At 62.4% G+C, this 16,387-nt stretch carries 15 protein-coding genes; 4 read left to right on the top strand and 11 right to left on the bottom strand.

The genetic code is table 11. From position 1 onward, the window contains the following. Positions 1 to 124: 124 nt before the first annotated feature. On the bottom strand, positions 125 to 1,189 hold the full coding sequence (locus AC1RJY_RS14695; protein WP_014922471.1) for an LLM class flavin-dependent oxidoreductase: 1,065 nt from the start codon (positions 1,187 to 1,189) through the stop codon (positions 125 to 127). Between the two features lie 35 nt (positions 1,190 to 1,224). Then, positions 1,225 to 1,782: a dihydrofolate reductase family protein gene (locus AC1RJY_RS14690; RefSeq protein ID WP_498602614.1), complete on the bottom strand. Its 558-nt coding sequence runs from the start codon at positions 1,780 to 1,782 to the stop codon at positions 1,225 to 1,227. 714 nt (positions 1,783 to 2,496) lie between these two features. On the opposite strand from AC1RJY_RS14690, the gene AC1RJY_RS14685 reads away from it, so the two are divergent. Continuing rightward, positions 2,497 to 3,099, top strand: coding sequence for a DUF305 domain-containing protein (locus AC1RJY_RS14685; RefSeq protein ID WP_286176132.1), 603 nt, complete (start codon positions 2,497 to 2,499; stop codon positions 3,097 to 3,099). Positions 3,100 to 3,255: 156 nt separating this feature from the next. Here the strand turns inward: AC1RJY_RS14685 and AC1RJY_RS14680 are convergent, their stop codons facing one another. The 9 genes from AC1RJY_RS14680 to AC1RJY_RS14640 all read right to left on the bottom strand — a co-directional run bounded on the left by AC1RJY_RS14680 (position 3,256) and on the right by AC1RJY_RS14640 (position 13,075). Then, on the bottom strand, positions 3,256 to 3,822 hold the full coding sequence (locus AC1RJY_RS14680; RefSeq protein ID WP_498602613.1) for a hypothetical protein: 567 nt from the start codon (positions 3,820 to 3,822) through the stop codon (positions 3,256 to 3,258). 286 nt (positions 3,823 to 4,108) lie between these two features. Beyond that, positions 4,109 to 5,053: an ABC transporter permease gene (locus tag AC1RJY_RS14675; protein ID WP_011775722.1), complete on the bottom strand. Its 945-nt coding sequence runs from the start codon at positions 5,051 to 5,053 to the stop codon at positions 4,109 to 4,111. Next, positions 5,043 to 5,774, bottom strand: coding sequence for an ABC transporter ATP-binding protein (locus tag AC1RJY_RS14670; protein ID WP_014922475.1), 732 nt, complete (start codon positions 5,772 to 5,774; stop codon positions 5,043 to 5,045). The genes AC1RJY_RS14675 and AC1RJY_RS14670 overlap by 11 nt, the downstream gene beginning before the upstream one ends. A 96-nt stretch (positions 5,775 to 5,870) precedes the next feature. Then, on the bottom strand, positions 5,871 to 7,022 hold the full coding sequence (locus tag AC1RJY_RS14665) for an ABC transporter substrate-binding protein (protein ID WP_498602612.1): 1,152 nt from the start codon (positions 7,020 to 7,022) through the stop codon (positions 5,871 to 5,873). A gap of 154 nt (positions 7,023 to 7,176) precedes the next feature. Further along, a complete protein-coding gene (mmuM, locus tag AC1RJY_RS14660) occupies positions 7,177 to 8,130 on the bottom strand; it encodes a homocysteine S-methyltransferase (protein WP_498602611.1) in 954 nt (317 codons plus the stop codon). 99 nt (positions 8,131 to 8,229) lie between these two features. After that, on the bottom strand, positions 8,230 to 9,633 hold the full coding sequence (locus AC1RJY_RS14655) for a sulfate adenylyltransferase subunit 1 (RefSeq protein WP_011775726.1): 1,404 nt from the start codon (positions 9,631 to 9,633) through the stop codon (positions 8,230 to 8,232). Next, a complete protein-coding gene (cysD, locus tag AC1RJY_RS14650) occupies positions 9,634 to 10,593 on the bottom strand; it encodes a sulfate adenylyltransferase subunit CysD (protein WP_014922478.1) in 960 nt (319 codons plus the stop codon). Continuing rightward, positions 10,590 to 11,342 (bottom strand): phosphoadenylyl-sulfate reductase, encoded by a 753-nt coding sequence (locus tag AC1RJY_RS14645; RefSeq protein ID WP_498602610.1) that lies wholly within the window; start codon positions 11,340 to 11,342, stop codon positions 10,590 to 10,592. Before AC1RJY_RS14645 ends, cysD begins: the two co-directional genes overlap by 4 nt. Then, positions 11,339 to 13,075: a nitrite/sulfite reductase gene (locus AC1RJY_RS14640; RefSeq protein WP_498602609.1), complete on the bottom strand. Its 1,737-nt coding sequence runs from the start codon at positions 13,073 to 13,075 to the stop codon at positions 11,339 to 11,341. The genes AC1RJY_RS14645 and AC1RJY_RS14640 overlap by 4 nt, the downstream gene beginning before the upstream one ends. Before the next feature lie 253 nt (positions 13,076 to 13,328). Here AC1RJY_RS14640 and AC1RJY_RS14635 point away from each other — a divergent pair, with 253 nt between their 5' ends. The 3 genes from AC1RJY_RS14635 (at position 13,329) to AC1RJY_RS14625 (ending at position 16,386) form a co-directional block, all read left to right on the top strand. Next, the gene (locus AC1RJY_RS14635; RefSeq protein ID WP_498602608.1) at positions 13,329 to 13,721 is read left to right on the top strand and encodes a DUF6507 family protein; all 393 of its coding nucleotides are present in this window, start codon (positions 13,329 to 13,331) and stop codon (positions 13,719 to 13,721) included. Positions 13,722 to 13,801: 80 nt separating this feature from the next. After that, a complete protein-coding gene (locus AC1RJY_RS14630; protein WP_498602607.1) occupies positions 13,802 to 15,913 on the top strand; it encodes a DNA/RNA non-specific endonuclease in 2,112 nt (703 codons plus the stop codon). Continuing rightward, positions 15,910 to 16,386, top strand: a complete 477-nt coding sequence (locus tag AC1RJY_RS14625) for a hypothetical protein (RefSeq protein ID WP_043470544.1) — start codon at positions 15,910 to 15,912, stop codon at positions 16,384 to 16,386. Before AC1RJY_RS14630 ends, AC1RJY_RS14625 begins: the two co-directional genes overlap by 4 nt. Position 16,387 lies beyond the last annotated feature (1 nt).

Here is a 16,387-nt window from a genome sequence, read left to right as displayed (position 1 = left end):
CTGGCCACACTCGAGGAGGATCGCCCGAATGGCCTCGTGAAGCGTCATTGCTCGTCCTTTGGTCCGTCATGGTGCGGTAAACATCGGTACGGCACGTCGGTTGAGCCGCACTTTAGCCCCGAGCCTAATCGAACGGGACCTGAAGCGACTTTTGGTCGTTGGCGCTCCACCCGAAAGCCGGGGCAACGTGTTTCGCGACGTTCCCCAACAGCTTGGCGTTGTAGTCCACGCCCAGCTGGTTCGGCACTGTGAGCAGGATAGTGTCGGCTGCCTGGACTGCCGCGTCTTTGGCCAGCTCCTCGGCCAAAGCGTCCGGCTCGCCGATGTAGCTTTTCCCGAAACGGGACAACGCGCCGTCGAGAATGCCTACCTGGTCCTGGCTGTCTGCCTGGGCACGGAGGCCGAAGTAGTGGTTGTCGATGTCGTCCACGATGGGGATCACGCTGCGGCTCACAGAGATTCGCGGTTCGAAGTCATGCCCGGCAGCGGCCCAGGCCTCGCGGAACATATGGATCTGCTCGGCCTGCAGCTCGTCAAAGGGCACACCCGTGTCCTCCGTGAGAAGAGTGGAGCTCATGAGGTTCATGCCTTGCTCGGCTGCCCAGACGGCCGTCTTCCGGGTTCCGGCGCCCCACCAGATCCGCTGTGGCAGGCCTGGTGACTGGGGCTGGATAGGCAGCAAACCTGTGGCCCCTCCGGCGTAATGGGGATCCGCCTCGGCGACACCGTGCCCTGCGATGGCTTTGCGGAACAGGGCGGTGTGGCGGCGGGCCATGTCGCCGCCGTCCTCGCCGTCGGCTGGGACGTACCCGAAGTTCGCGGCACCATTCCGGGCGGGCTCGGGTGAACCACGGCTCACGCCAAGCTGGAGCCTGCCGTCACTGATGAGGTCCGTAGCCGCGGCTTCCTCGGCCATGTAGAGCGGGTTCTCGTAGCGCATGTCGATCACGCCGGTACCCATTTCGATGCGGCTGGTCCGCGCGGCGATCGCGCTCAAGAGCGGGAAGGGCGAGGCCTGTTGCCGGGCGAAGTGGTGGACACGGAAGAAGGCGCCATCTATGCCCAGCTCCTCCGCGGCAACTGCTAGCTCGATTCCTTGCTTGAGCGCTTCGCCAGCCGTTGGGACGAGCGAGCCAGGGACCCGCGCCCAGTGGCCGAAGGACAGGAAGCCGATCCGTTTCTTGTGCATGTCCGGAACAACGCTGACCCGTGCCGGCTCATTCCTCAATCAGCGCGTCGATAGTGCATTGCCACCACGCCGTTGCTGAGCGGCGTCGCAGAGATCAGATCGAGGTGCCGGGTGCCGGGCAGTCCGCCTTGGTACAGGGTGGGGCCGTGGCCGGTGATCATGGGGTGGATAAGGAATTTGTAGTCGTCGATCAGATCCAATCGGTCCAACTCTGTGGCGAGTTTGCCGCTGCCCACGAGCACCCCGTTGGGAGTCCTGTCCTTGAGTTCCTGCACCGCCGTGCGCAGCTCCTCGGCGACATGATGACTGTTGGTCCAAGGGAAGTCGCTCCGCGTCGCCGAGACGACGTACTTCGGCTTGGCTTCGAGTTTGACCGCCCACTCGCGCAACGCCTGGGGCGCGTCCACTTCCCCGCGGGCCACCAAGGGCCAGTAGACTTCCATCATTTCGTAGGTGGTGCGGCCCCAGAGCATTGCGCCGTTCTGGTCCAGGAGTCGTGTGAAGTGGGCGTGCGTCTCGTCATCGGCGATGCCCTCCTGGTGGTCAACACAACCATCCAAAGTGACGTTGATGCTGAACGTTAGACGGCCCATTCGACGATTCTAGGCCGCCGAGGGCAATAGCGCAGCGTATGGACGAGGGCATACAGACGGGCGAAATGGTGCAGCCGAAAAGCCGAATCCTTGATGGCTATACCCTCCGGGGGTATGCTGCTGTTGGACGAAAAGGAGGTGGAAGAGCATCGTGAACAGGCTAGTGTTCCCTCGAGCTCTTTCCACCATCTCCGGACGGGTCTCGCTCCTGCTTCTGGTGGCAGCTGTGATTGCGGGCATTTTTGGCATGCATGTGGTCAGCGGATCCCATGGCGTTCACTCGGCCGACTCTGTGTCTCCGGAAGTAGCCCCTGATTCATCACCTCACGCGCACGCCTCTTCGCAGCTTCTCCATGGGCCTTCGCCTGCGGAAACGGACAGGTGCACGTCTGGAAGCTGCTCCTGCGTCCAAGCCGACAACGCCAACTGCATCCCTTCCTTGAAAACCGGCTCCTTGGCTGCGCCGCCTCCAGGTACCGCCGTTGCCATCATCTCCGCAACCCAGGGACACCAAGAACCCCCGCCTTTCTGGTCCTATCGGCCAGACGCGCCCACACCCGGGCAACTCAGCATCAGCAGGACGTAAGCATTGGAACGGGCCAACGGCATGCAGGCCCGACTTCGCCATACCTGGTCCCACGTTTTCGGGGCCCATCTGCTTACCCTTGGCGGCCGACCACCGTGCCGCCTGAATTGGCAAAGGACCATTCACTGATGAACAAAAAGCGCTTCATTGTCCCAGGGGCCGCTCTTGCAGGCCTGATCGCATTGGCCAGCTGTGCTTCGAATCCCGCTTCCGATTCGATGCCGGGCATGGATCACGGCAACACCACCGCGTCTGCCAACAGCAGCACCTCCGAGCACAATGCGGCGGACACAATGTTCGCCCAAATGATGATTCCCCACCACGCCCAAGCAGTGGAAATGTCCGACGCGATGCTGGCCAAGAAGGACATCCCTGCGTCTGTCATCGCTCTGGCAACAAAGATCAAAGCAGCGCAGGCACCGGAAATAGACAAGATGACGGCTTGGCTCAAGAGCTGGAACGAGTCGTCCACCATGTCCGGCCACGGTGGTCACAGCATGGACGGCATGCTGAGCGACGCCGAGCTGCTGAAACTCGATGGCTCCCAAGGCATGGAGGCGGCCAAGCTCTTCCTGAGCCAAATGATCGCCCACCATGAAGGCGCCGTCACCATGGCCAAGACCGAGACAAGCCAAGGCAAGAACCCCGACGCCGTCCAGCTCAGCAAGGACATCGTGACCTCACAGGAGCAGGAGATCCAGGAAATGAAGGACCTCCTGGCCGGTCTCTAGCGCCGCGGTACCGTGACGCAAAAGCCCGACGGCGGGAGGTCGCCGTCGGGCTTTTGCGTTGCGTTTGCGTGACTCGCAGCGTTTCCCGCCAAACGCCCCCGTAACCACTGGTGCGAACGGCGCGAAAGCACGCGGACCCGACGCCGAAAGGGTGCGCTACTTCGCGTGGGCCTCGCCCGCTGCTGCTTCACTTCGTGGATCAACGACTGTGGTGGGAGGCATTGGCTCCGGGTTGGTTGGTCCCGCGCTCTCGATTCTCCACTCGCTTCCCACCCTCACTAACTCAAACTTCTGCTCGTAGACGTAACCCTCGTCAGGTCCCGTCACCCCAGCCACAGGTGCATGCGACAAATGAGTCAGCTCCGACGCGATGGCGTGCGCCCCACCATCAACGAGCGTCAACTCCGTGATGGTTACTTCCGATCTGCTGTCCGTGAAGGCAACCCCATGGCGAAGAAGGTCTTCGGCCTTCCTGCGAAGCTTCAGATATTCCTGTTCCGTTGCAGCCACGGCAGACGGGGCGAAGTAGTGGTCAATCTCGTCGGTGCTTGGCGCCAGCCCGGAAACAATCTGATGATTCCTACGATCGATGGCTTGCTCGATGACGGCCTGTATGGAGGCCACGGATTCGGGATCCGGTTTCGCGGACGGACTCCCGCACGCGGAGACCGCCATGAGGCCAACTGCTGCGCTTGTTACCAGGAGCCTCCGGGACACGAGCATCAGGCCGCCTCTCACATGAACCCTAAAACCGCCTCCCCCAATTGAAGGCTCTCCGAAAAGTAACAGCCCGCCCTCAGGAGCACCAGACCTCGGTAAGAAAAGGCTCGACGGCGGGAGGTCGCCGTCGGACGTTTGAGTCGCGCCCCATGCCGCTCGCTACGGGTTCCGCCAAGCGCACCTGTAACCACTGGTGCAAACGGCGCGAAAGCACGCGGACCCGACGCCGAAAGGGTGCGCCCGGCGCGAAGGAGTGCTGGTGGCGCGAAGGGGTGGAACCCGCCAAGGTCTAGCGGCTGCTGCCCGCCAGCAAACCCCGGCGCTGCAGCAAGCGCTTTTCGATCGGTCCGAACACCAGGAGCTCGATCAAGATTCCCACGAACAGGATCAGAAGGATCGCGGACATCACAATGGTCATGTCGGACAAGAGTCGGCCTTGATCCAACAACGAGCCCAGCCCAAAGCCGATGGTGCCGCCCACCGCGATGATTTCAGCGGCCATGAGGGATCGCCAAGAGAAAGCCCAGCCCTGCTTCAGACCGCCGATGTAACCGGGAAGTGCGGCCGGCAGGACAATCTGCAGCGCCATCTGGAGACGGTTGGCCCCAAGGACCGTGCCCACGCTGCGGTACTGCGGCGGGATCTGGTCCACACCGGAGATGAGCCCGTTGATGATGGACGGGATGGCGCCCATGAAAACAACGAAGTATACGGTGGCGTCGGTGAGGCCGAACCAGATGATCGCAGCAGGAACCCAAGCCACAGACGGTAGAACCTGCAAACCGGAAATCAGCGGCCCGAACGCACGGCGCAAAGGAGCCACCTGAGCCAGGATCAGCCCTACAGGCGTCGCGATGACCACCGAAATCAGGAAGCCGATCACACCACGCTGCAGAGACGTCCACACTGCTTCCTGGACTTTACCTTCGCCCCACATCGTGACGAACTGGGTGAGGACGTCCAAGGGTCCGGGAACGAGGTCGCGCCGCTTGAATTCGAGCGAAACGTAGAACTGCCACGCCAGGATGAGGACCACCAGGGCGGCAACGGGCAGCAGCACCCGCTTCCATTCGATGCCGGCCTTGCGCCCGCTATCCGACTGGAGGTTGTCCAGGCCGGCTTCGAGGTCGCGTAGTTCCGAGGCGTTGCCCTTCAGCGACGGCGAGGTGATGTGCTCTTTGGAATCTGTCACGGGAAGGGTCCGCTCTTCGGTGGTGATGGGGTTACTTGGCATGGCGGCGGATCTCCTCGCGAAGGCGGCGCGTGATGGTTCCGGTGAGCTCCCCAGCACGTCCCGGATCAGTGCGATGCTCCTCGGTGACGTCCCATTCGGCCACAACGCGGCCGGGACGCGAGGACAGCAGCAACACCCGCTGGCCGAGACGGACGGCCTCGCGCACGTTGTGGGTAACGAACACGATGGTCCGGCCGGTTTCCTTCCAGATCCGCTCAAGCTCGTCGTGGAGGAGGTCGCGGGTGATGGCGTCGAGGGCGGCGAACGGCTCGTCCATCAACAGCAGTTGCCGGTCCTGTGCCAAGGAACGGGCCAAAGCCACGCGTTGCCGCATGCCGCCTGACAGCTCGTGGGGACGCTTGTCCCCCGCGCCGCCCAAGTGCACCAGTTCCAGCAGTTCGGTTGCGCGGGCACGCCGGCTCGCCTTGGTGCTGGACTTGTCCGCCAGCTGCAAAGCCAACTCGATGTTGCCCCGCGCCGTCAGCCAAGGGAACAGGGCCGCGTCCTGGAACATGAAGGCTGCGCCGTCGCTGGGCACTTCAAGAGCGCCCGACGTCGGCGGTTCCAGTCCCGCCATGATGTTCAGCAGGGTGGACTTACCGCAGCCGGACGCACCGAGGAGGGCGACGAATTCGCCTTGAGCGATGGTGGCGTTGACGTCGTCCAGCACCGGGGCGCCATCGCCGAAGCGCTTGCCCAGGTTCTCGAGTACGACTGGCATGGTCCCGTCCTTCGTGTTGATTGGTAGAGCTGATGTGGCCAAAGGCCGGCCCGCTCCCCCATGAAGAAGAGGGGAAGCGGACCAGCCCGTTACTGCTTAGTCTTGGCCAAGACCTGCAGCTGAGGTCTTCTTGCCTTCAACCTCGTTCAAGGTGCGGAGATCGAAGATGCCGTTGATGTCAGCCTGCTGGGTGGTTCCGGCTTTCACACCGTCTTCCAGCAGCTTGTTGTACGTTCCGGCCAGCGGGTCGGTGGTGAACTTGATGTTCTGCAGAGCGCGTTCAATCACGTTGGCCGGCAGCGGCTTGCCTGCCGTGTCCTTGAGAACCGCGTTGATGGTGGTTGCCTTCTCCTCAGCAGAAGCCGAGTTGAGCCAGTTCACGGATTCAACGTGACCCTTCAGAAGAGCCTTTACGGTCTCGGGGTGTTCGGCGGCGAACTTCTTGTTCACGATCAGGATGGTGGTGGTGAAGTCACCGTTCTCCCACAAGTCCTTCTCATCAACCAGGACCTTCGCCCCGGCTTCGAGCACCAGGCGGGAGGCCCAAGGCTCAGGCAACCACGCGCCGTCGAGCTTTCCGTCCTGGAAGAGCTTCAGCGACTGGGCGTTTTCGGTGGGGTTGATGTTCACATCGCCGCTGCCATCGGTGTTGGTCTTGAATCCTTGGTCGCCCAACCAAGCGCGGAGGGCCACGTCCTGGGTTCCGCCAAGCTGCGGGGAGCTGAGGATCTTGCCCTTGAGGTCGGCCGCGGAGTTGATCTCCGGCTTGACCACCAGCTGGGCGCCGCCCGATGCTGCGCCGGCGATGATGCTGATGGACTCGCCCTTGCTCTTGACGAAGGAGTTGATGGCCGGGTTCGGGCCAATGTACGTGGCGTCGATGGCGCCGGCGTTCAGGGCTTCGATCGCGGCGGGGCCAGCGTTGAAGACCTGGGTGCTGAGCTTGGTGTCGCCCAGTTCCTTGGCGATCAGGCCCTTACTGGTGCCTACCAGCGCCGGGCCGTGGGTGACGTTGCTGAAGTAGCCGAGCTTGAGCTCAGCCGCGGGCGTGGTGGTGGGAGCCGGTGCAGCTTGGTTGTTCTGCGAAACAGCGGAAGCGACTGCGGCGCCTGCACCGATCAGCAGCACCAGGCCGACTGCCAAGCCGATTTCCAGGGTGCGGCGGCGCTTGGGCTTGGGTGCGGTCTCACCGGCGACAATGCGAGTGGTACCGGAATCAGGTTTGTGTGACTCGGGGGTGTTCGACATGAGGGGGTCCTAAGGAGATGTTGGATGCGAGTTGGGGCGAAGATCAGGCCCCGTGACATCGCCCGTCGAGGGCAAGCAAGGACCATTCCGGAGAGGTCATGCATTCACAGTAGGGACTGTCATATTTCCGCTTCAATCCCGCAGAAACCAAGGTTCACGCAGGTTCACGTGGCGTCATATTCGCTGCCAGGCCTTCAATGTCGCGCGGAGTTGTGCGGCAGCAGCCACCTATGAGACGGGCGCCGCGATCCTGCCAATCCGGGGCGTTGCCCGCCAAGGTTCCACTGCCCTGAACGCCCGCCGATGGAGCCCACGTCTTGGTCACGGCATCGTAGCTCTCCCCCGAATTCGGATACGCGACCAGTGGCTTGTTCGAGAAGCGCTGCAGAGTGCCGAGCGCGTCCGTTACGAGCTCCAGCGGCACACAGTTAACGCCGACGGCGGTCACGCGCGGTTCCGCGCTGAGCAGCACAGCCACGTCGCCGATCGGTGTTCCGTCGCTGATGTGGCCGCTGTCCCGCAGCGTAAACGTAAACCAGGATTCGACGTCGAACTCCGCTACGAGCGCCACCAGCGCCTCCGCTTCGGCGTATGACGGCAGCGTCTCACATGCCAGGAAATCCGCGCCGGCTTCCACCAGCGCAGCAATGCGAGGCCGGTGGAAGTCCCTGAATTCCGCGGCAGAAAGCGTGTAATCACCGCGGTACTCTGAACCGTCAGCGAGGTAAGCGCCGTATGGGCCAACGGATCCGGCCACCAAAAGCGGCCCATTCGCGGTGCCATCTGCCAAAGCTTCCCGGCGCGCTTCATCGGCCAAGCGGACACTCAACGCCACCAACTCCAGCGACTCTTCAGCGCCCAGCCCACGCCGTGCGAAACCCTGCGGAGTCGCCTGGTAGCTGGCTGTGATGGCAACGGAGGCACCGGCGTCGAAGTAGTCCCTGTGGACCTGTTTGATCAGGTGCGGCTGCTCCAGCAGGACCTTGGCCGACCACAACGGATCCTCAAGATCGCAACCGTGGGCCTCCAGTTCCGTGGCAAGTGCGCCGTCCAAAACCAGGTCCTTGCCGGTAGCCAGATGGGTGCTGAGCGTGGTGTTCTGTGGCATGGGTCCTTCCCCAAAAAGAAAACCGCAGCTTGCTCGCTGATCCCGCCGTACAACGTTAGGAGTCGCGAACAAGCTGCGGTTTTGTGACTACGTGTGACCCTAGATGACGTAACGTTCGTCTTCGTGGTCGCCCGGGTGGTCCTTCACCAAACCAGCGGCAAGGGTGTTGCCGTCGATGGGGTCGATCACCAGGAAGGCGCCTGTGCGCCGGTGGTGAAGGTAGTTCTCCAGCGGCAACGGAGCGGACAAGCGAAGCTGCGCGTGTCCGATGTCGTTGAGCTCCAGGTTGGAAGCCGGCTCCACGTTGAACGTAGCCAGGTCCAGCTTGCCGGTGACGTTCCGGACCAGCGCCTGAACGGTGCGCGTTCCGTGCTTCACCAGGACCTTCTGGCCTTCGCGGAGCGGCTTCGGCGAGAGCCATGCCAGCGATGCGTACAGGTCAGCGGTGCTTTCGCGGACCGTCCCGGCTGCAGCGATGGTGTCGCCGCGGGCGATGTCGATCTCGTCGGCCAAACGGACAGCCACCGATTGCGGGGCAGCGGCCTCTTCCAGCGACTGGCCGGCAAAGTCGATGCCAACAACCGTGGTGGTGCGCGGCTCGTGACCTGGGCTGATGACGGATACTTCGTCGCCGAGCTTCACGGAGCCCTCGGTGATTTGGCCGGCGTAGGCACGGTAATCGCGGTACGCCTCTACATCGAGCCCGGCAGCAACAGCATCCGGAGCAAGGGCGCCCTGCGGCCGGATGACCAGCTGGACCGGGAAGCGGAAGCTTTCCAGTTCTGCCTCAAGCTCATCAGCGGCAGGGAGGGTTTCGAGGACCTCCAGCAGTGCAGGACCGGTGTACCAAGGGGTGCGCTCGGAGCGATCCACAACGTTGTCGCCGTCGAGCGCCGAAACGGGAACCACCAGCAGATCAGCAACGCCATCGGAACCCAGGCCGAGCTCGCGGGCAACCTTCTGAACATCAGTTTCGATGTCGCGGAACACCTGCTCGCTGAAGTCCACCAGGTCGATCTTGTTCACCGCCACGATGACGTGGGCCACACGCAGCAACTGCAGCACGGACAGGTGCCGGCGGGTCTGCTCCAGCACACCCTTACGGGCGTCAATGAGTACGACGACGGCATCCGCAGTGGACGCGCCGGTCACCGTGTTCTTGGTGTACTGAACGTGGCCGGGGCAGTCCGCCAGAATGAAGCTGCGGCGGTCCGTAGCGAAATAGCGGTAGGCGACATCGATGGTGATGCCCTGCTCGCGCTCGGCACGCAGGCCGTCGGTCAGGAGGGCCAGGTCAATCCCGCCCTTTTCCCCGCCGAAGCCGCGGTCCGCAGAGGTGCGGGCAACGGCGTCGAGCGTGTCAGCAAGAATAGCCTTGGAATCGTGAAGGAGGCGGCCCACCAAAGTGGACTTGCCGTCGTCCACCGAGCCGGCAGTCGCGAAACGGAAGAGGGTTGTGGGCAGGGCTGTCTCCAGCCCGGCAGCCAATGTTTCGGTGCTCATTTAGAAGTAGCCGTCCTTCTTGCGGTCTTCCATGGCTGCCTCGGAGATGCGGTCATCTGCTCGGGTGGCGCCACGTTCGGTCAGGGTGGAGGCAGCGACTTCAACAACGACGTCGGCCACAGTGCGGGCGTCTGACTCGACGGCACCTGTGCAGGACATGTCTCCCACCGTGCGGTAGCGCACCAGCTTGGTGATGACATCCTCGTTGGGCAGCGGCTGGGAAACCTCGCCCACAGCACGCCACATGCCGTCGCGGGCGAAAACTTCGCGCTCGTGAGCGTAGTAGAGGCTGGGGAGCTCGATGTTCTCACGCTCGATGTAGCGCCAGATGTCCAGCTCGGTCCAGTTGCTGATGGGGAACGCGCGGACGTGCTGGCCCACCGTGTGGCGGCCGTTGTACAGGTTCCACAGTTCGGGGCGCTGGTTGCGCGGGTCCCACTGGCCGAACTCGTCGCGGAGGCTGAGGATGCGCTCCTTGGCACGGGCCTTATCCTCGTCACGGCGGCCGCCGCCGAACACGGCGTCGAACTTGTTGCGCTGGATGGCGTCCAACAGCGGAACGGTCTGCAGCGGGTTGCGAGTGCCGTCGGCGCGCTCGGCAAGCTCGCCGCGGTCGATGAACTCCTGCACGGAGCCAACAACCAACTTCAGGCCCAGGCGCTCAACGGTGCGGTCGCGGAAGTCGATGACCTCCGGGAAGTTGTGGCCCGTGTCCACGTGAAGGACGGGGAAGGGAACCTTGCCCGGCCAGAACGCCTTGGTGGCCAGGTGCAGCATGACCACGGAATCCTTGCCGCCGGAGAACAGCAGCGCGGGCTTCTCGAACTCGGCAACAACCTCGCGGATGATGTGAATGGCTTCGGACTCGAGGGTGTCCAAGCTGGAGAGGCGCTCGGCTGAGGGGGCGTCAACTGCCGCTGCAACTTCCACCGTGGACTCCTCTGTTGTGTACGTGCTCATGTGTGTAGTCCGCATTCTGTCTTGTCGGATCCTGCCCAGCGGCCGGCGCGGGGGTCTTCACCCGGGGCCACTTTGCGGGTGCAGGGCTGGCAGCCGATGGAGGGGTAGCCCTGGCTCAGGAGGGGGTTGACGGGAAGGATGTTGTCCTCGGAGTACTCGATCAGCTGATCGAAGGTCCAGTCGACCATCGGGTTCACCTTGACCAGGCCGAAGCCTTCATCCCAGGTGACCACGGGAGTATTCGTGCGGGTGGGGGCTTCATCGCGTCGGACACCGGTGAACCACACCTCGTAGCCGGCAAGCGAGCGGCGCAGCGGCTGAACCTTGCGCAGCGCGCAGCACTGGGCGGGGTCCCGGGCGAACAGGTCCTTGCCCAGAAGGCGGTCCTGCTGTTCCACGGTGCTTTCCGGAAGGACGTCCACCACGTTGACGCGCAGGTTGGCCGCAACTTCGTCGCGGGTCTGGTGCGTTTCCTTGAAGTGGTAGCCGGTTTCCAGGAACAAGACGTCGACGCCGGGAAGCTGGTCCGCGACCAAAGCCGGCAGGACGGCATCGGCCATGGAGCAGGCGACTGTCACCGTGGGCAGTTCGAAGTTGCGGGCCACCCAGGCGATGACGTCCCGAGCCGGCGCGTTCCAGCCCAGCTCAGCAGCACCTGATTCAGCTAAGGCCTTGAGCTCTTCATGGGAGCGCAGCAACGGACGGGCTGCTGCGCTGGCGAGGTTGGTAATGGTGACGGGATCTGTCATTGGAGATCTCCTTCATCTGCCGAGTGTGCCCACTCTGCAAAGGTCTGGCCCTCTGCGCCCACGGCGACGAACTTCCGGACCACGCGCTCCACATAATCGGGCAGGTCTTCCACCGTGACTTTGAGGCCGCGGACGGTGCGTCCCAAACCGGCTTCCTCGCGCTCGTTGTTAGCCAGCCCGCCACCGAGGTGGACCTGGAAACCCGGGGTGGGATCGCCGTCGGGCGTTGGCAGTATCATGCCCTTCAGGCCGATATCAGCCGTCTGGATACGTGCGCAGGAGTTCGGGCAACCGTTGATGTGGAGGGACAGTGCCGACGGCAGCTGCTTGGTCTCCACGAGGTCGGCCAAGCGGCGCTCCAGCTCAGCGATGGCCGTAGCCGCCGTGACCTTGGTTTCCACGATGGCCAACTTGCAGAACTCGATGCCCGTGCAGGCGATGGTGCCGCGGCGGAACACGGACGGACGAGCCGAGAGGCCCAAGGTATCCAGTTCGGCGATGAGCGGCTCCACCTGCTCCTTGGCCACGTCCAGGATGACCAGCTTCTGGTGAGGAGTGGTACGGAGGCGGTAGCTTCCGTGCTTCTCCAGCGTGTCAGCCAGCGTAACCAGTGCCTCGCCGGAGGTGCGACCCACAGTCGGGGTCACGCCGATGAAGAACTTGCCGTCCTTCTGCTCATGAACGCCGATGTGGTCACCGGGAGCCGTGGGCTTGGGAGCTGCAGGGCCATCGGGAAGCTTGAATCCGAGGTATTCGTCTTCAAGGATCTGGCGGAACTTGGCAGGACCCCAATCGTTCATGAGGAACTTCAGGCGGGCCTTGGTGCGCATACGGCGGTAACCGTAGTCGCGGAAGATGCTGGTGACGCCCAGCCATACTTCAGCGGCAACGTCAGCGGAGACGAACACACCCAGGCGTTCGGCCAAGCGGGGGTTGGTGGACAGGCCGCCGCCAACCCAGAGGTCGTAGCCCGCGCCGAGTTCGGGGTGGACGACGCCAACCAAGGCGAAGTCGTTGATCTCGTGCACCACGTCCTGGGACGGGTGGCCCGTGATGGCGGTCTTGTATTTGCGCGGCAGGTTAGCCAGCTCGGGGTCGCCGATGAAACGCTCGGCCAGCTCGTGGATCAGCGGCGTGGGATCGATGATCTCGTCCTTGGCGATGCCCGCGACCGGGGATCCGAGGATGACGCGGGGAACGTCGCCGCAAGCCTCAGTAGTAGACAGTCCGATGCCTTCGAGGCGGCGCCAGATTTCCGGCACGTCCTCAACACGGATCCAGTGCAGCTGGATGTTCTGGCGGTCCGTGAGGTCGGCCGAGCCGCGGGCGAAGTCCACGGAGATCTGGCCAATAACGCGAAGCTGCTCGGTGGTCAGCGCACCGCCGTCGATGCGCACACGCAGCATGAAGTACTTGTCTTCGAGCTCGTGCGGTTCAAGCGTTGCGGTCTTGCCGCCGTCGATCCCGGGCTTGCGCTGGGTGTAGAGACCCCACCACCGGAAGCGGCCATGAAGGTCTGTGCCGTCGATCGAATCGAAGCCCTCTTTGGAGTAGACAGACTCAATCCGCTCACGGACGTTCAGCCCGTTGTCTTCCTGTTTCCAGGTCTCGTTGGCATTGAGGGGCGCGGTGCCGTCAACCTTCCACTGGCCGTGGGGCTTGGCGGCAGGGCGGGTGCGTGCCGGACGCTTGGTGGTCTCAGCCGACGCACCGGCTACAGCTGTATCTGTCATACATCGACTGTAGGTCTGGCCAGTTTTCGCCAGCAAAGGTCCGGAAACGCGAAGTCACCTAGGGAAACATTTCGTCACGAAGGCTTCATCGGCCTTGTTGCAGCGGGCTTCTTGTGCAGGTTCTTATTGTGGCTTTGTGGCCCCTTTCGTGACGCTCCTCTGTGGGATTGAACGTGTGACAAGACGGATTCGTCCAATCGTTGTAGCGTCATTGAGGTACCGGCCGAGTCCGAGGACGCTATTTGGGGGAACGATGACGCTCAACTGGAATATTGACACCGCAGGCACCCACGCTGTGCTCACCACGGCGGCTTCTAATATCGACGCGCAGAACGAAGCGGCTAGGGCAGTGGGGACCGCCATTTCCGATGCTGGGGCCACACTCGGCACCGGTCTCGTAGCTCAGGCGCTCAAATTCGTAGAGCAGTCACTGGCACTCAAGGTCAAGTTCATTGCCGGCAGGTCCGCAGCAATCGTCCAAGGAACCAACGACGCCCTCATGGCGTACGTTCAGGCAGACGGCGTCATGGCGCAGCAGGCCCAGGCCTCGGCCATCGCGGCCGGCAACAGCGCGTCCGGTAACAGCGCGTCCGACGGCGGCGCCATGCCACTGCGGGCAGGTCACCGCCCGGCGGAGCTTGGCTAAAGGGACAACATGACTACCTTCAACGAGATTTGTGTAGCACCAGGGGTGGGGTCCCGGGCCTCGACCTCACAGCGTTGCCCGTGATACCCAACCCGGAAGCTTTGGACGCACAAGCTGCTGCCCTTTCAACTGCCGGGGCGAAGTATGAGGCATCAGTTCAGGTCACTGCCTCGGGCTGGAACGCCTTGGCCGGGACATTCGATACACCCGAGAAGCCACAGCTTCTGGCGGCCTTTTCCCCAGTTACCACCATGGCGGATGATCTCAATAGCGGCGTTTCAATGGTCGCTTCTGCCCTGTCGGTTTTCGCTTCCGCTTGCCGCGACATCAAAACGAGAAGCGACGCCCTGAGGAGCGATTCCGGAAACCTCAGTTCACGCATTGAGCTCAAGGGCGACGAGTGGGCCACCGCTCCTGAGCTCGTTAGTGAGCAGAACCGGCTGCTCGCTGAACTTAACAACATCAAGGCTCGGTTGATGGAAGCCGAGCAGGACTGTGCTAATAAAATTACGGCCCAGTACGGCGGAACACATTATGTGAACATCAACGATTCGCAGGCGAAGCCGGATGGATCCAATGTTCATGCTGTTGATGCCGGGACTTTGGATGCATTGGGCGCACAAGGTGATCTCCCCTGGGGCGCACCCGTGGATCGGGCCAGACTTCGGGGCTTGATGGGTGCTGGGCAGGGCCTGTTGGACTCGGGGTGGGAGTTGGTGGGCGGCGCCTACTCATTGACTCCGTTGTCGCTGGCGTGGAAACCCGAGATTAAGGAATTGGGCCTCACCACCCAAAATTTCGGTGACGCCTGGAGTGGTGTGGGCAGCATGCTCTGGAACGTGGGCATGTTTGTAGCCCCTGGCATCTGGCTGGACCGGGCAATCACAGGGAAGCAGGAGGAGCAGGACGCTGCGGCTGAGCAGTTGGGAAAGGTCCTTCCGGACTTATTCCAGGCGGACGCATGGTCAAAGGGCGAATGGGAATATGCCCTGACCCGCAACTCAGCGGATGTTGGCGCCTTCGTTGTCTCCTTCGGTACGGCTGGCGTCCTGAAAGCCGGATCCCTCGCTGAACGACTGGGTCTGCGTCTCGCCAGTGCGGGTAACCTAGCAAGTCTGCCCGGCACACTGCCAGGCCTTGCCAAAGTAGGAGAACTCCGTTCAGTGACGGTAGCAAAAATCACTGACGTGATGACTACGGTCAAGGTTGTCACCTGGGAGAGCCTGATCAAACCACCGTTGCAGGGATCCGCGAACCTCCTCAACCACCTCGACGACGGTGCTGGCGCAATCCGTGTAGCGGATGGCATCTCCGGGGTGGGCCGTGGTCCTTTGGGCGGTCTGGCAGAGGAGGTTCTTCACGGCATCGACCGCCTGGACCAGGCCGCCTACCGTCCCCCGGCGATGGGCACCCTCGGCAGAGCCGCGGAGCATCACGAAGTCATCGCCCAACTCAAACCTTCGCCGCTCCACGATGCCTCGAACCCTGCAGTGCAGCAAGTGGTTCGTGTCCCCGATTCCATGGTTCCCGGACCCAGGACTCCCTGGACCAAAGTCACCGAAGGCTTCGCACCCAACACCGAATACCGGGTGCCCGGCCGCGGTACCTTCATTACGGATGCGAACGGGACCATCAAAGAAGCTGTCATCACCAAGGTCAAGGACAAACTGAACCCTGACCTGAACAACCCGCTGCCGGACATGACGTACAAGGTGGAGGGCCTCAAAGGTGACGTGACGTTCAAGACCAATGGAGAAGGACATACGGAACACGTCAAGGTGGAGGGGCTCGAACTCGGGGACGGCCAAAGGTCCCCATACATCCAAGGACAGGTCGGCAGGGAATCAATGGCCGAGCTAGGCGACTGGGATCCCGACGTCGTTCCACCCGGCTACGACGGCGGCCACCTCATCGCGCGACTCTTCGACGGAATCGGCGAACGCATCAACACCGTTGGCATGCTAAAGGAACTGAACCGAAGCTCCGTTAACCGGAAGAACTTCTACAGGATAGAGATGCAGCTCCGCGACAAGTTGCTCGAAGTACCGCCGCCTAAGATCGATTTGGAAATAGACATTATTCGCACACCGGGACTGAAGACTCCCTCACTGTTTGAAGTCAATGCATGGGAAAACGGGGAAGGCCTGATAAGCAGGGAATTCCCCAACCTGATAGGAAAGAAGCGATCATGACGGCAGGGAGAGAGAGCCAAAAAGATTTCGAAACAACTCGAGCACTCGAGAGAACCATTGCGGAAGGACTTTGGACGGCACGGCCTTTGGACATTGAGTGGGACACCTTCGCATACGTCCGCTCAGAAGTAGGCGGAACAGCAAGTGCCATCGCTAAGGCCTACTTGGATGGCGCCGAGATAAAGCGCAAGCACATCGACAAGAGCGTTGTCATCGCGGCGCGGACGCTACGGGAGTTGATGTACAGGCCAGGCAAAGGCACCTGGTTTTCTATGACTCTGAGCATCACGCCAGCCGGCGATGGCTGGGAAGCCAGTTACAACTACACGGAGAAGCCCCTCTGGGAGCTAGGTGATCCCGTCAACGACACTTTTGCCCAGGAGCTGTACCTCTTCCCCCGCGACGAGGAACACATCCCTGACTGGTTCAAAGAAGAAATGAAGGGTGCCACCTGGACCCCGGATTCCGACTAGG

The organism is Arthrobacter sp. GW822-FHT05G07, assembly GCF_058799755.1.
The sequence above is the reverse complement of the archived record's forward strand: the minus strand, read 5'-3'. Positions and strand labels throughout refer to the sequence as shown.